The organism is Legionella sp. 16cNR16C (assembly GCF_021297775.1).
Classification (GTDB): Bacteria; Pseudomonadota; Gammaproteobacteria; order Legionellales; family Legionellaceae; genus Legionella_C; species Legionella_C quinlivanii_A.
The window spans coordinates 686,012-703,223 of the sequence record NZ_JAJTMX010000002.1; the positions used below are offsets into that span (position 1 = coordinate 686,012).

The window sequence follows — 17,212 nt, forward strand, 5'->3', positions numbered from 1 at the left end:
GTCCCTCGGCTTAATAGTACGTAGGTCGGGCGCTTCGCCCGACATCTTTTTTTTCATCAAATTAGCTACTTATCCAAGAAAAATGTCGGGCGAAGCGCCCGACCTACGGCGGCTACGCAGGATCATTGAATGCGCTTAAGCTTGCCCTTATCTAATACGTACACACTCCGTCCAGGATAGTATTGGATTATTTTATAATTTTCACTTTGCCTGTCATGAGCAACAATCACTGGATTTGAATCAAACCAGGGCTGCATAAAAATCGTGGCCAGACGATCATTCTCTTCACTAAGTAAAACGACCGCAGGTTTGGCAGTACCCTTGTCAATTGCCTGTAAAAGCTGTTTATTGCTTTGCCGGTAGTTATCTGAATACAGCTGATAGCGGGCTGGAATAATCGTCAACAAAGCAGTCAGGGTCATAAAACAAAGCAGCAGGGCAATAATTCCCCTCCATTCATTCAGCGATAATCTCACCCGCAACCGTTTTCGGAAAAAGGCCGGTATTCGACTTAGAAAAATTGCGTTAAGGATAATCACAATACTGGCCGTTTCATATAAATAACGGGGGCCGAAAATATCATAAGTATATTCGGAAAGGATTAAACTGAAATAAATACTAAAAAAACTCATCGCCAGCAATCGACACCAGGGTTTGTCCAGGCCTAAAAAAAAGAGAAGAAATGCGAATAATAGCGACGAAATCGGCCAGCCAAATAACTGTCTATGAAGTAACTGCATATAATCAACAACACGAATGATTTGAGCTTTCAAGTTATTAAGATTGTCATTCGTTAATAATTCTTCACCAGGCACCACCTGATTCCCAAAATATTTCTGATAACCTGTTAGAAAAGCGGAGCCGGTTGTTTGCTGATTATAAAAAAGAAAAAAGAACATAAAAGCCAGAATAATCAGGCCCATCATGGCAAACGATTTGAAATATTTCCTGAATTGAAACAGCAGAATCCAAAGACTGTAAACAAAAAAAGGAAGGCTGAAAAAAAGGGCCGACTGCGGGCGGGTGATGAGATAATATCCCAAAGAAAGCCCCGCAAAAATTGCATTTCTCATATCGTTTGTTTTGATTGTCCGGATATAAAATAAGGCAAATAATGTGGCGGCCAAAAGTGCTGTTGACCGATTATCAAATTCAGAGGAAAGAAAAACGATAAAAGGTGAAACCATGAATAAAAAAAGACAGATTCTTGCAGCAAAACCTCCTCCAATCTCTTTGGCCAGATAGTAACTGGCAATCAGCGTAGTAGCTGCTATGAGTGGATTGATGATTGCCGGCTGATTAAAGAAATGACCTGAGGCTAGCAGAAACATATGTCCGGGAGGGTAGAAGGTATAAAACCTCCCATCATTGATAAACCAGGGTGTATCAAAAAATTCGCGCAGAGGGTGACTGGCTAAGGTCCAATGCCCGCTTAATAATATTTTTGCGCCTGCGTATTGCGCCATAGAATCCATCTCTACCGGGAGATGATTAAATAATACTCCCGACAAAAAATAGCAGGTTGAGAATAACAGAACTGCGCTCACCCCCAATAATTGATACTCAGGAATGGCTGCTGACTTGCCAAAAAGGCTGCCAGTCTTTGCAAAAGCCTTTCTCGAAAAATCAAACAGGCAGAGGGCATAAACAATGAGACCTCCAAGTAAAAAAATAAAGAGATGTACCAAAATAGCCAGCTTTATATTATCAATTTTACCCAAAGTAGCGAGGAAAAGGCCTAAGGCAACTAGAGAAGACAATAAAGAACGTTGAGTTGAGTCCACAGGGCAGAGATTCGATTAATCAGAAATGATTATTTGACTAGGAGCTTTCTGTTTAGTCAACTGGCTTGGGATAAAAAACTTTATAAGGACGGCTGTGTTTGTTCACTACAGCAAAGGAAGTCAGTTTATGCGGCTTTACTTGTCCTTTATTAAAAATATTCAGAACTTCAGTATGCCTGACAAGCTCGGCATCGCCGATAAGTGAGCGGTGGCAACGCCATGGGAGCGCTTCAGCACACATAATCACCGTTCCATAATCAGCATGAATGAATGTATGCAGTTCTTTTAATCCTTCAAAAAAGGATGCGGTCTGCATGTAATCCGCAAAGCCTCTGAAACTCGCATTATGCCATCCGGTATTAATGGATGAAGCGGATGTTTTACGCAGACCTCCCAGTTTATCGAGATGATCATAAGCAATATTTTCTTTTTTTAATGCATTTGCAAAGCTGTCCTTATTGAACCAGGGTACATGGCGTGAGCGTGGAACCGTGCGGATATCCACCACATGCTTAATGTCAAAGTAGTGAAGAATGTCGATGAACTCCGCAAGAGGGTAAGTGGAATGTCCAATAGTATAAAGTTTTTTCATAATATTAAGTTTAGGGAATAACCGGGCCCAGATCCAATCTCGATTTTTGTACTATATTTGATTAGGTGCAGTAAATAAAAAGGAAAAAATGGAGGGAACTATGAAAAAAGTTATTTTCGCACTGGCAGGAGCTGCGTCTATTGTGCTTACAGGCTGCGGTACTCAGAATGCGCTGAATGAAACAGGAAGCGCGGTTATGGGAACAGGCGCAAGAGTGGTATCCACTACCGGAACTGTAGTTCAAAAATCAGGTACTGTGGTGGTTAAAGGAACTCGCGTTGTAGTCGGCGGAGTTGCTTCTGCAACGGATCGCGTGATTTTCCAGAAAAAAGGCGTGGTCTATAGAGACGGTCATGCCTATCACATTGAAAATGGCCGCTATGTAGCAGCCGATTAATTTTCTTCCGGGGCCTAAGGGCCCCCCACTTTTTGATTGCATTAGCGGGTCGATAGAGTAATAATCATCGCCTTGACAAGTCAGTTTTTTCAAGGCAGAAAATGAAACATCATGTATTAACAGGATTTATAGCTGCAGCTTTTTCTTTTTCAAACATGGCGCATGCCGATTTCACTTTGTACTCCTCCGATAATGATGCCTGCCAGCTGATTGCTGGACAATGGGCAGGCTCAGGAAAAGCGACCAACTGGTTTATTGGCGAATGTAAATATCATGGTTCCGGCACTATCACAAGCGCTGACGGCGGACAACATTTTAATATTGAAGTGGTAGCGGATAAGGATTCCGGAAGCTTTTTTTGCCCAAAACATACTGTGAATCAATTTACCGGAACCTGTATCAATGGGGTAGCAACCTTTAATACGGAATATGGCAGCATGAATGGTAATTTTTCTGAAAATAGCGGTGATGCCCAGGGTACATTGACAGTTGGTCCGGGGATGACTGCTGAAGTTAGCCTGCAGTTTCATCGGGTGTCTTGATTGGGACACTAAACATCCACAACAATTTGCTGGGCGGCAAACAAGGTATTAATAATCTCGGCCTGAGTTGTTGCAGGTCCGACCAGGTCGCCGTTAATCACAATTTCCTGATCAGTTTTGGCCGTTACGTCCAAAGGTGTCACTTCTGTACCATCAAAATGACCCTGTGAGCTAATCGACAAGGTAGTGGTGTCTGAATCAGCATCATAGGCAAAGTGAAGATAATGCGACAGGTTGGACTCATTTTCACCGCTGAGTAATTGTGATAAATCGAGCTTGTCTTCCTGAGGATTAAAATCAGTAATGACATCACGTTCCGGACTGCCTTCAACCCCATGATCATTGGCCTGCCAGAGGAAGATATCATGGCCCGCGCCGCCAGTGAGTGTATCATTGCCCTTACCGCCGATGAGGATATCATTTCCATCACCGCCTATTAATAGATCATTACCGCCTTTTCCATCCAGCATGTCATCGCCAAAGACCCCTCGCAAGACATCTTCCAGTTCAGAGCCGACCAGATGCGTGTTGCTGTGATCATCCTGAGTATTCTGAAGATCATTGAGGCTTGAATTAACCACATTAAGATCAATAGTCTGCGAAGCCGATTCCTGCGGATTATTATCGCCGACATCCGAAATAGCGGTTACGGTGATTGTATGTTCGCCTTCGCTTACATTCTGCAGATGTAATTGCTGCAAATGACCGGCTGAAATTTCCCAGGAGCCTTGAGCCAGCATTTGACCCAAAGGATTGCCGTTTTCATCAACGGGAACCGCATCGCCTAAGCCATCCAGGCGCACCCTCAATTCATTGGCTGCAGGATTCACGACTTCTGCCTGAATATTTAAGGGAATAAGCACAGCAAGCGCTGCTACTACTGAATGATAGAGAATAGTCATTTCCGGATTGTCTGCTCGTGCGGCGACCACGATATCTACAATATCGGTATCGCTTAGTGCCGGACCGCCAGTATTACCGAGATCATTACTGGTCATAGTCAGTGCATCAGGCCCGAAATAATTGGCCAGACCCTGATATTGAACGCCTGTGGTAAGGAGGGTATTCAAATCATTGACGGTTCCTGTTAAAACCAGATGATTAGTGAATTCACCTGATACAGTAACCCCGCCGGCACTACCAGCCAAACTGAGTAAACCATGTTCAACACTCAGAGTGATAGTTATCGCGCCTGAGCCGGCATCCACATCGCTTACTCTCAAGGTATTGATAGTCAGAACCTGATCTTCTGCTGCCTCGAGAGGAATCGCAGGTGTGATATTAACTGGGGCATCATTAACTGCTGCGATATTAATCGGCACAGTAGATACTGCTGAAAGCGCAGGTCCTCCGGAGTTGCCATTGTCATTGGTATTAATGACTAGTGAGTCTGAGCCGTTATAGTTTAAATTGCTTTGATAATGCAGGTTTCCGTTGAGTGCCTGATTAATCGCATCCAATTGGCCAACAAGTGTGACTGTACTGCTGCCATTGCCGGTGAGTATAATACCGCTTAAAGAGCCAGTCAGTGTAAGTACTCCATGTTCAACGGAGAGGGTAACGGTCATATTGCCATTCGCTTCACGCGCATCGACATCACTAATCTGAATATTGTTAAGCAGGACGCTTTGATCTTCCAGGGCGTCAAATGATGCGGGATGGATATTAACCGGTGCATCATTAACCGCGGTAATATCCACTGCTACGTTTACTTCACGAACTGCTCCTGGAGCCGCCTGGTTATCTACGGTTTGTGCCTGTATTGTTAATTCTGCATTCCCGTTAAAATCACCAGGCAGGAAAATGATGCTGCCAAGATTTGCGGCATTGACTTTAAAAGTCCAGATCCATTCGCCGCTGGCATTGTCATAGACTTTGCTTTCCAGTGTGCCGTTAACCCCTGCTGGCAGCTGGATTTCTGAGCCAGTGGGTACGCCTTTTACGGTGATGAGTAAGGATTCCGGACCATTCTCCTGTACATTGGTCGCAGAGCCGTTATAACTGTCTACATTATCCCGAGCCTGAAAGTTAAGATTGATACTTATTTGCCCATTTTCAATACCGCTGGCAGTACTGGCGGCTCCAGCGCCAATAATGTCAACCGGATCACTGACCGGGTTAATATCCAGATGGATACTATGACTTCCGCCAGAACCAGGCAGGGCGGCGAGCGCTTCTTTTGTAAAGGCTACAACTTCCAGATCCAGGCTGCCGCTGAAGTTCTCGGGAGCGATGACTTTGATGCTGGACAAGTCAAAACTGGCGGCATTGACGGTTATTTTCCAGTCACCATTTCCCATGTTTTGAGCCGAGCTAATCAGAAAGTCATCCGGCACACCTCGAATGACCAGAGAGACGATTTTTTCTGATCCATCGGTATCTGTTGTATTGACGGTCATTCCTGATAAGGGAATGCCTCCAATTACATCTTCGTTACCGCTGAAATTAAACTGACCGCCAAAATGTACCGGATCATTAACTGGCAAAACGTCGAAATTCATCACCTTGGTGTAACTGGCGCTGTCGGTCACTGTCTGACCCTGGCTATTGAGAGCATTGTCAACCAAATTGACAACTGCTGTGATGCTGACCTGGCCGCTGAAATCATTAACCGGTTTAAATTGCAGATGATTTAAATCGCTCACAGAGACCGTAACAAAGCCATTGCCGTCTACTGGTAAAGCCAAACCATTGCTATCGACAAAATAGCCTTTGGCAGGATCTGCTTTTAATTGAACTGAATTAATTTGCTCGCTGCTGTCAATATCCGCTGATGCCACATTAAGCCGCAAAATAACCAGCCCATCTTCGAAAGCCGCATTGGGAATAGTCACACCAGAGCCATCAGACACCGGTTGCTTATCGCTATTCAAACCTTCAGTCTGAACCACCTGTAAACTGACGGCGGGGGTGTGGTTTGGATCAGTCACTGCCGGATTGGCCGGTACGTCGACTATGGGAGCGACATCCAGTGGGACTGATACATAACTGCTTCCAGTATTGCTATCCCCGCTGACCATATTAGCGGCTGCCCAGTTTAATGCGAAGGGCAGGCTGCCGGAATAGTCAACTGGCGTTTGCAAAATCACTTCGCCTACACTCAGATTTCCCAAAGCGTCAGCGTTTACCTGAATCACATAGCGATCATTCACAAAATCGTAGATGACTCCGCCGCCAGAGAGCACAAAGCCCTGGGGAAGAGGTCCTTGAATCAACAGGGCATAGACATCATCGCTGGTACCATTACTCAAAGACAGCATGGAAGATAGCTGGCTGCTAATAGACTGCGGAATATCTTCCTGAGTATGAATAGTCGCAGGGCTGATGGTAATAGTTCCTGCTTCTACAGGCGGATCACCGGGACCGCCGCCACCGCCAGTGAAATTCATGGTCACTGTGGTTGAGCGAAAGGCGGGATTACTAATATCCTGCTCATTATTATCGCCCAAGTCACGTACCTGCGCATGGAAGGTGACATTAATTGAGCCGTTGTAGCCAAATTTGGAAGTAATCTGCAGATTATCCAGAGCAGAGGCGGGTACTATCCAGTTGCCCACGCCATCATAAATTCCGCCAGTAACCACAAATTGATTACCTAAACCGGTAATCACCACCGTTTGAATCACTTCGGCACTGGACGGATCCAGATCCTGGAAGTTTAAGTGGCCCTGGGAGGACGCATTAGTGGATAAATTAACCGTGGTGCCATTTAAAGCAGTGATATTGTTGACTGGAACGTTATTATTGGTGAGCACATTCAATGTCGCGTCAGGCTCGACCACTGCCTGCAGATCAATATGAAGATCACCCACGATATCTTTAGTAACGGTTGGACTGCCATTGACATCCTGCTGACTGACTGAGGTAATGGCCTTAAGATTAATATCCATATCCGAATCTTCAGCAGCTCGTATTTGCAGGGATTGGCCCTGCAGCAAACTATTCAATTGAGCTGTTGTTAAGGTGACTGAGGAATCACCCAGCGTGGTAATAGCCACGCCGTTGATGAATAATTGCGCGCCTGAAGGAATATTTTCAATACGAAGGCCTGAAATAAATTCCTGACTATCAGCAAATGCAGGCGGGCGCCAGTTCACGGTAGTCAAGCCATCTTCCACTCCGGCAGAGCTCCTCGCATAATCGCCGGCATCGATAACCGGTGTCACATGAATCACGATTTGTTTGTCTGTAACGAGATAATTACCATCGTTTTCTGTGACCACAATATGAGCATTCAGACTCATATCCGCTGTGCTGTTTGGCGGGGGAATGACTATTAAATCACTCAGTGTGGAAAGATTAATTTCATATTTGGGTTGACCGTTAGCATCCAGACCTACATAGGTCAGAGTTATGGTGTTTCCATTACTATCCAGCAATTGAGCGCCTGCCGGGAGGTTGGAAATTACCATGGTGATGGTTTCTGAAGTATCGGTGGGAGCCAGTGCTTTTTCTCCTGAAAGCAGTTTAAAGTCAAGCCGGGCCTGGCCATCTTCAGGGATGGTAGTTTCTACGCCATTACTGATTGCTGACCATGAAGTATTGCTCACATCAAAGACAGGAGCGTCTGATACTCCTTTGAGGTTAATCAAAATATCCTGTGCGCTGGTGATCCTGGTATCAGTTTCCACACCCGTACTTAAAGTGGCCTGGTCAATAACCACCGCTTGCACCTTAATTGTGAAATCGACGTTACTTTCAGGCACAGGATGCAGGCGAACATCGGGAAAATCGATATTATTAAACTGATAATAGTTTTTGCTGCTGTCAATGGCGTCTTTATAGAATTGATACTGGATCGTATGGCTTTGTCCCTGGCCGTCAGTATAGGTGATCGATAAATTATGCAAGCCAGCGCCAAGTCCTGCTACATTCAGCGTAGCTCCATTGATTGAAAAATAGGCACCGTCTGGAAGATTTGAAATACGAATAAATGAGTTTTCTGACAGGTCACTGTTATCAGCGGCTTTGCTCACATTGATAAAACTACCCAAATTGATTGGAGCATCTTCATTGGAAACCACATAAGGTTTATTGATATTCAGCTGTATATTATCCGCAACGGGTTTGACATCAATGGTTAGTTCAATCGGTTGAGACTGGGCATATTGAAATCCGCTTAAGAAATTGCCATTTTCCTTGCTGACGGCAATCGCTGAAACTTTGACCATACCGCTGTAATCTGTGGCCGGATCGATTTGCAGACTGGCCAGATTGGCGGGGCTGACCTTATAGTAGCCATTCGCATCCGGTGTTAAGCCTGTTCCAATCAGGCTGGCATTACCTGAAGTAATTTTAACCAGATAATAATCGATGGTTTCTGAGCCATCGGTATCCTGTAAAGCGGCCTTTATTTGCAGCGGGATATTGGCGGCATCCTCCGTACCAACTGAATGCTGGGTGGTTTGTGCCAAATCCCAGACTGGGGCGTCCGCGATCCCTTTCACATCAATGTTCAAAGTTCCAGTGACGGCTGCTTTAGAAAGGGTGCTGCCATTCACCTGATAGTCAACGGTAGCTCTGACGCTGAAGCTTAAATTGGCAGTGTAGCTTGAAAAATCCGCACGGGGCACAAAGGTCAGGCCGTTTAGCGTGTAAGTGATCTGATCTGTGCTGCTAAAGGCTTGCGGGGGAATCACGTAATAGGTCACGCCACCCTCAACGACCGTTGTTAACAGGACACCATTGTAATAAAAATCACCGTAACTGGTTGCGGGCGCTTGAATAAGCACTTTGCCAATACTTTCATTATTATCCAAATCGCCAATATTAATGGTCATATTGATGGGGATTCCACCTTGTGGATTTACCAGTACTTCATTGCTGTCACGTCCCACATCTTCTACACCCGATGCGGCAGCGATGACAATAGAGGCAGCTTTATCATTAATGGTGAGTGTGATATTGGCATTATCGATATCACCATCATAATCCCGTACATCAAAGCGCACATTCTTTACCAAGTTGAGGCCATCATGGTCGATAGATGCGCTACTCACAAAAAAGACGCGGCCATCCGCGAAAACATGCAGCACACCAATAACCTGACCATTTGCATCGTTGTGCAGGGTAATCTGATTATCGCCAGTACCGGTAATGTTATACTGGGTATTGCCATCCCAAACAGACACGATTTTACCTGTGTCAGCTCCTTCGCGAGCCGTTGGCAATAAATCGACTGTTGTGGTAGTTGCACCTTCAGTAATCGCAGAAAACGAGGTATTTACTGCATCGGGAATGTCATCCTGTACTGTGACCGGTAGCTTGGCGACCGCACTGATATCCCCGTCAGCATCTTTGGCAACGATGGAGAAGATAACATCCAGATTATTTTTACCTGCCTCAACAGGGTGATCGATTGAACCTGTTAAAGTGAAAGTATAGGTTCCGGAGGCATTCATTTTTAGAGTAAATTTACTCACTCCATTGGCAGTACCGCGATAAATATCGTTCACCGCGTCATAAGACAGTACAATAGGAACACCGCCCGATTTCCATTGCCCATCAACGCCTGAGTTGAAGGCCTGCACATCGATACTATAGCTAACTACTTTATCACTGCCTGTTTGCACAGAGATGCTGCCGGTTGCAGCTTCGCCGGTTGAAGCAGCAGTGGATCCGGCATGATTTCCAGTACTGGCATTGATATCGCTCTCTTTGACAGTAATTGCTGCGATTGGATTGATTACAGGCAATAGACCATCGGTTACTGTGGTCGTTAGATTGACCGGTGCAACCAGCTTATCACCATCGCTATCGCTGATTTGAACAGGGGTATTAATGCTGATTGTTGTACCATTAATGCTTACATAGCCTGTCGCATTGCCTGTTTGCAGGTGATCCAGTGGCTGGTATTGAACAAAAGTGGTAGTGACATTCACATCTTTACCATTGCCGCTTTGTGTGGCGTTGACGGTTAATGTCAGTACAATATCGCTGCCAATCTTGCCGGTAATGGCGTGGGTATTGCTGTCGTAGGTAAAGGTGATGGTTTGGCCGTTGGATTTTAGTTCACTGCCCAGTTCACTGAGAATGGTATTGATAACTGTACTGTCAATCTGAATGGATTGCGGCAACAGGCGATCACTGCCTGCGGTAATCGTAAATGATTTAACATCACTGACTGGATAGCCATTGGCTACTGATAAACTGCCTTCAACCACGGCGAGATTAACCACATTTCCGCCTTGCGGATTTGCGCCATCATTAATTGAAACACGAAGAATAGCAGTATCCTGGTCACCGTCTTTATCCTGTGCAATGACATTTAAAGGAATATTCAATACATTATTGACTGCCTGATCGAAAGGACCACTCAGAGTAACGGAATAGCTGCCGTTATTATTTAAAATAATTTCAGCAATTATTTGCTGGTTGGAATCCAGTATCTTGATGGCGTTCGAGCTGACATTGGTGGTTGTACTTAATCCGTTGCTAGTCAGGTTGGCTAAAGCGGGTTGATTAGTAGCGAAACGGATACTGGATATTGGATCGCTGCCGATATTAAAATCCATCACTCCCGAACTGACACTGGAACCATCGACAACCACGGTGTTGGCATCATTGATAATCGGATTAGCGCCATCGGAGACGGTAGCAGACACATTCACTGGATTGACCAGTAAATCACCATCAATATCGGCTATCTGCACCTGATAGTTAATGCGAATCTGATCAAGGCTATTCGCAACTGCGCCAGTTGTATTGACTGTGATATGGGATAGAGGCTGATACAGCGTAATCATCTGACTGATTGATAAATCCTGATTAGCCAGAATAGCGGGTGTTAATTTCACTTCCAAAACCAACTCGCCGCTTGTTGAACGAAGCACAATACTGTTATTGCTGACAGTGGCGACAACGGCTTCAGTTTGGCCAGTCAGGGGATTAAAATATTGAATTTCAGCCTGTAATTCCGCTACCAGCGCGGCAGGATTCTGAATAGCGAAAGTACTTAAGTCAAAGGGGTCTGAGCCATTGTTGACTACAGTTAATGTGGGGCTAATCACAGTGACGGGATAAGTGAGCGGCGAGAGATCACCTTCACCTACCGCAGCCGCCAAGGTTTGCCCGCCGCTGGAAGGACTGCCGTCCGTAATGGTAATAACCATTGAATTGCTGGCAAAATCACCGTCCCCGTCAATAACGGTATAGATAATCGGCAATTGCTGGACAAAATCGTGATCAAGGCCATCAGCACTCTGCAGGCTCCAGCTGCCATCACTGTTCACTGTCAGCAAGCCTTTTGCGGTGCTAACGGAGTAACTGGTATGAGTGGCATCAAACGTATATTGGGTACCATTGACAGTAAAGCTGTATAGGCGTCCGCCTTCCGCATTCAGCTGATATGAAGAGGAAAGATTACCGAGGACAGTATCCCCTTCAATGACTGTTGCAGTGACTGCCTGGGGATGAGCTACGGTGTCAGTAATTCGAACTGGAATTGAGAGCGTTGTGCTATCGCCATCACTATCCACGGCAATAATTCGAACAGGGAGGGTGATGCTGTCCTGACCCGGTTGTAAATGATCAATGGGCTTCAACATTTGAAAACTGACATCCCCCTGATTGCCAAGCGTGGCATTAAAAACGGAAACCTTTACGTTGTTTTCCAGATAATATCCCTGAAGCACACCATTGTTCACTTCAAGTAAAACTGGATGTCCGCCGGAAAGCAAACCGCTGTTCTCACCATTGGTATAATTGAAAGCCAGAGTTTTAATACTGTCTGAACCAATATCCACCAGCAGGGTGGTAGTTCCTGTGGTCACGGTGCTGCTTACAGGTTCCGTGAGCACAATATCGCCTGTATAAGAAAGTACCGGCAGAACGCCATCAGTGACGGTGGTCGTCAGATTAATTGGAGCGGCCAGCTTGTCGCCGTCACTGTCGGTAAGCTGGATAGGTGTATTAATACTTAAGCTATTGCCATTAACCTGTACATAGCCAGTGCTATTGCCTGTGGTTAAATGATCAAGGGGTTGATATTGGATAAACTGAGTGGTCACATCGACATCCTGTCCATTGCTGCTTTGGCTTGCAGTGATTGATAAGCTGAGAACAGTCAGACTTCCAATGCTGCCAGTGATGGTATGGGTACTGGCATCGTAGGTGAAATTAATGGGTTGGCCGCCAGATTTTAATTCGCTGTTCAGTTCATTAATAATCGAATTGACAATGCTGCTGTCGATTTCAATAGATTGCGGTAAAAGGCGATCGCTGCCGGCAGTCACCGTGAAACTTTTCATATCGCTGACCGGATAGCCATTGACGGCTGATAAATCACCTTCAGTCACCGCGAGGTTAATCACCTGGCCGCCTTGCGGATTGGCGCCGTCCTGAATGGATACCTGTAAAACAGCAGTATCGCTGTCGCCATCCTTATCTGTCGCAGTAACATTAAGAGGGAGGGCCAAAACATTATTCACTCCCTGATCCAGGGGGCCATTTAGCTGGACGGAATAGCTGCCATTATTATTCAGGGTAATTTCAGCCAGCAGTTGCTGGTTATTATCAAAGATTTTGATGCTGTGATCACTGACCGTTGTGGTGGTGCTATGGCCATTGCTGGTCAGGTTGGCTAAGGCCGGTTGATTGACATCAAAACGGATACTGGCGATTGGGTCGCTGCCGATATTAACGTCCAGAGTGCCTGAACTTACACTTGAACCATCCTGCACAATGGTGGCGGCATTATCAATTACTGGATTGACCCCATCGCTGATAGTGGCCGACAGGTTAAGCGGATTAACCAGTAAATCCCCGTCTATATCAGCGACCTGTACCTGGTAATTGATCTGAATCTGATCATTACCCAGAGTCACCACGCCGCTGTTATTTGAGAGCAAATGAGAAAGCGGCTGGTAAATAGTAATCGTTTGAGTCAATGACAAATCCTGATTTACCTGAATGACGGGAACCAGTCTGATTTCCAGAACCAGTTCACCACTGCTGGAACGAAGAACAATGCTATCGCTACCCACTGTGGCCACCAGCGATTCGGTCTGACCAGTGACAGAATTAAAAAATTGCAGGTCAGCTTGTAATTCAGCTGCCAATGCGGCTGGATTCTGAATGGCGAAAGTACTCAAGTCAAAAGGATCAGAGCCATTATTGACCACAATCAATGTGGGGCTAATGGCAGTAACCGGGTAAGTCATGGGGGCGAGATCGCCTTCGACTACTGAAGTCGCCAGACTTTGTCCTCCAGTCGTCGGGCTGCCATCGGTGATAGTAATAAGCAATGAATTGCTGGCGAAATCCCCATCGCCATCAATAACGGTGTAGGAGACAGGAAGTTGTTGAATAAAATCATGATCGAGTCCATCGAGGCTTTGCAGGTTCCAGCTGCCATCACTGTTGACAGTTAATAAACCTTTATCTGTTGATACAGTAAAACTGCTGTGGGCAGGGTCAAAAGTATAAGTCGTACCATTTACGGTGAAACTGTAGAGACGTCCGCCTTCCACATTCAGCTGATAAGAGGAGGAAAGATTCCCCAGGACAGTCTCTCCCTCAGTAACAGTCGCGGTAACGGCCTGAGGATTAGCGACGGAATCGGTAATGTGCACAGGAACGGATACAGTGGCGCTGTCGCCATCAGTATCCACAGCGATAATTTTAATGGGCAGGGTGACGCTGTCTTGCCCGGGTTGGGTGTGGTCAATGGGTTTATATAATTCAAAGTTGACGACAGCCTGATTGCCCTGATTCGTGATTGTCGCGTTAAAAACACTGACCTCAATCCCATTTTCAATGTAATAGCCATGAAGGACGCCATTGTTAATTTCAAGCAATACAGGATGAGTGCCGGAAGAGAGACCGCTGTTTTCGCCATTGGTGTAATTAAAGTTTAATGATTTAATCGCATCAGATCCGATATCGATTAAAATATGTGCTGAACTTGCAGTGGCGCCAGTGCTTACAGGTTCTGCCAGACTAATATCTTCAACATGAATCAGCTGGGGTGGGGCGCCATCGGCAACGTTAGCTGTAATTTGCGCAGGATTGGCCAGAGAGTCGCCATCGGCATCGGTAATCTGTACGCCTACCTGAATACTGATCTGATCGCCTGCTAAATGGACGAGTCCGGTATTATTCGTTTGATTATGGTCAATCGGCCCATTTAGAGTGACAGTCAGATGACCATCAACGTTATAGTGATTGCTGCTTTGATCAGCACTCAAGCTAATGACTACCACTGCGGCTCCATTCAGTGAGCCGATTATCTGATTATTCTGAACAATGAAATCCAGAGGCTGACCATCGACTTTAATTTCCTGACTGAGTTCAGACAGCAAATCATTGATGGTGGCTGGATCAAAGCGGATTGTCTCAGGGAGAAGGCGATCACCGCTGCTTTGCAGAGTAAATTCAGCGACCGGACTTGTCACTGGATAAGTGCCAGGCGCCAAGTCGCCTTCAACTAGTGAGGTGGATGCCTGGGTGGGGAAATTTTGGCTTGGCGCATCCTGTATCGTTAAATGGATCGCGCCCAGATTACTTGGATCGCCATCTTTATCAGTGGCTCTTACAGTCAGAATCAATTCAGAAATGTCATTCACCTGATCAAAAGGACCTTTCAGTGTGGCTGTGTAGCTGCCATCGGTATTTAATATAACCCTTAATAACTCCTGGCCATTACTTAAGCTTTGTGGGTCATTGATTCTGATACTAAGCTCATTCCCATTAATCTGATAAGTCGTCTGAAACCCGCCGCTGGTTAAGCTGGTAAGCGAGCTTTGCATTGCGGGGCTGTCTTCAAAAACCATGGTGGCAATGCTGTCACTTCCCAAATCGAGAGGGACCTGGCCTAAGAGCACTTGCTGTACAGTGGATTCAGTGAATGCCATTTGGTCCTGGCCCAACACGGGAGGATTGGCGTCATTAATCTGTACATGCAGATTGACCGGATTTTGCAGCGAATCGCCATCACTGTCTTTGGCTTGAAGTTTAAGATCAAAATCGATGCTGCTGCTATTTTGTCTGATGATTCCAGTGGTATCGCCATTCACCTGATGATCGAGCGGCTTATATTGAACCAATTCCGCAGTGACCTGAATATTTTGTCCCACATTAACCGGCGTTAATTTAAGTTGGAAAACCACTTCGTTAGCACTGTCAAATGCGGTAAGTGTGATGATGCCGTTAACCACCGTGGAACTTATATGCAGGGGTAGGCCGCCGGCGGTGACTTCCTGATTAAACTCCTGAAGGAGGGCATCAAGAAACCCGTTAGCAAAATTTAAACTTTCAGGCAGCAGACGGTCGACACCGGCTTCGATAGTGAACGTATGGTTAGTGCTGACTGGATAAGCGCCTGCATTTGCATCCAGATCTCCTTCAATCGAGCTTAAAAGGGAAGAGCTGCCGCCCGCTGCGTCAGGACCATCGGTAATCGTGATACGAATTTGCCCCTGCGATACGTCATTATCCGCATCAATGGCTTTAATCGGGATCCCCAGGGTAATTTTATTAGGGGGTTGATCCAGCGCCTGAAACAGTTGGAACTGATAGGATGGCATGCGGATTTGTTCCGCGTTAGGAATAACTGCGGACAGACTGAGTTTAAAAACAGTGATGTCCGTACCCAAAACTGTGGCGGTGATACTATGACCGTCACGACTCAGCGTATAGACAAGTGCTTCGCCATTAGATGTCAGTTGGCTGGACTGTAAAATTCTGAGCGCATCACTGCTAAAGGTTAAATCCTTTGCCAGGTCACTGCCAAAATCGACTTGAACAGTTCCATTAATAACCTGATGTTCAATGGTCGTATCGACAAGACTTACCTGCTGAACATTCTGAATAATGGGAGCATCATCTTCAAAATGAATTTTGCTGCCAATTTCGACTGTCGCCTTGGATACATCTCCAGAGGTATCCGTTAAAGTCAGGCTGGCTTTGACCAGATTCGCCAGCGACAGACTTTCATCGGGCGAATTGGGATCATTATGATATAAGCCATGATATTGAACCACGGTGATTTTTCCGCTGCCTTCATCAATTCCAATCGCAAAAACAACAGTATTGCCGCTTTTACCCAATACCAGATTATTCTCAAGCACCAGCTTGATGGAACTGCCATCACTGGCCTTCAAGTCAGAGGGAGAATCCCCCAATTCAAGTGCATAACTGGTGGTGATTGCGCTGGCATTCTGGTTAAACTGAGAGCTGCTGGAAGATAGAATATTCCCTTCTGCAATACTTATAGGTTTGCCAAAACCAAAGGGATCTACCAGATCACTCTGACCGACATTGTTATCTCCATCTTTAACCGTAATGGATTCATCCAGTGTTAATTCAGAGTCATTTAAGCTGAGACCCGCTTCCGGTTTGGGATCTTTTAGCCATAGCACATTATTCTGTTCAATATTGAACAGTGAGCTATTCTCAGCAAAGCGGGTATCATATCCGGCGCCTACATGCCCTGCGCTAAATAGGGGCTTATCGATATAGAAACTGGCGCCGCCACTTTGCAGCGGTGAATCTCCGGCCGCGGGCTCTTCCAATTGCTCGATCAGTTTAATGATGTCTGCATTTTTCAGTTGGGTTTGATTTAACAATTGCTCAAGCGGCGTTTCCGGTATTTTATTTATAAGCGGGGAAATCCCTTTAAGCTGAAAGCTGTAGGCCTGATCGGGCAGGAGCGAAATAGCAGGCTGAAACAATAACTTAATCAGGGAATCGCCGCCTCCCAGTAGAACCAATGTGTCACCTGCATGAATTAGGGAGCCTTGTTTAAGAATCTTGCATTGTCCGTTCTCATTGGTACGAACCAGCAAACCTTGAAGTGCCTGTACTTCACCAGAAATTGCCTGCGATGCCATGTCTGCCTTATTGATTGTTTATTGATGGAATATATTGTCTAAATATAGTGCAGGTTTTTAATGAATGG

General features: G+C 45.7%; 5 protein-coding genes. 2 read left to right on the forward strand and 3 right to left on the reverse strand.

The window, feature by feature from the left end; translation table 11 throughout:
- Positions 1–122: 122 nt before the first annotated feature.
- Positions 123–1,760: a glycosyltransferase family 39 protein gene (locus LXA66_RS06925; RefSeq protein WP_233012543.1), complete on the reverse strand. Its 1,638-nt coding sequence runs from the start codon at positions 1,758–1,760 to the stop codon at positions 123–125.
- Positions 1,761–1,836: 76 nt separating this feature from the next.
- Positions 1,837–2,376, reverse strand: coding sequence for a DUF488 family protein (locus LXA66_RS06930; protein WP_233012544.1), 540 nt, complete (start codon positions 2,374–2,376; stop codon positions 1,837–1,839).
- A 100-nt stretch (positions 2,377–2,476) separates the two neighbouring features.
- Between LXA66_RS06930 and LXA66_RS06935 the strand changes: the two genes are divergently transcribed.
- Both LXA66_RS06935 and LXA66_RS06940 read left to right on the forward strand, forming a co-directional pair.
- Entirely contained in the window at positions 2,477–2,773 is a 297-nt protein-coding gene (locus LXA66_RS06935; protein WP_112218065.1) for a hypothetical protein, read from the forward strand.
- Between the two features lie 101 nt (positions 2,774–2,874).
- Positions 2,875–3,315 (forward strand): hypothetical protein, encoded by a 441-nt coding sequence (locus LXA66_RS06940; RefSeq protein ID WP_233012545.1) that lies wholly within the window; start codon positions 2,875–2,877, stop codon positions 3,313–3,315.
- Between the two features lie 8 nt (positions 3,316–3,323).
- Here LXA66_RS06940 and LXA66_RS06945 read toward each other — a convergent pair whose 3' ends face one another.
- Complete coding sequence (locus LXA66_RS06945; protein WP_233012546.1) at positions 3,324–17,144, reverse strand: DUF5801 repeats-in-toxin domain-containing protein; 13,821 nt, start codon at positions 17,142–17,144, stop codon at positions 3,324–3,326.
- Positions 17,145–17,212: the final 68 nt, after the last annotated feature.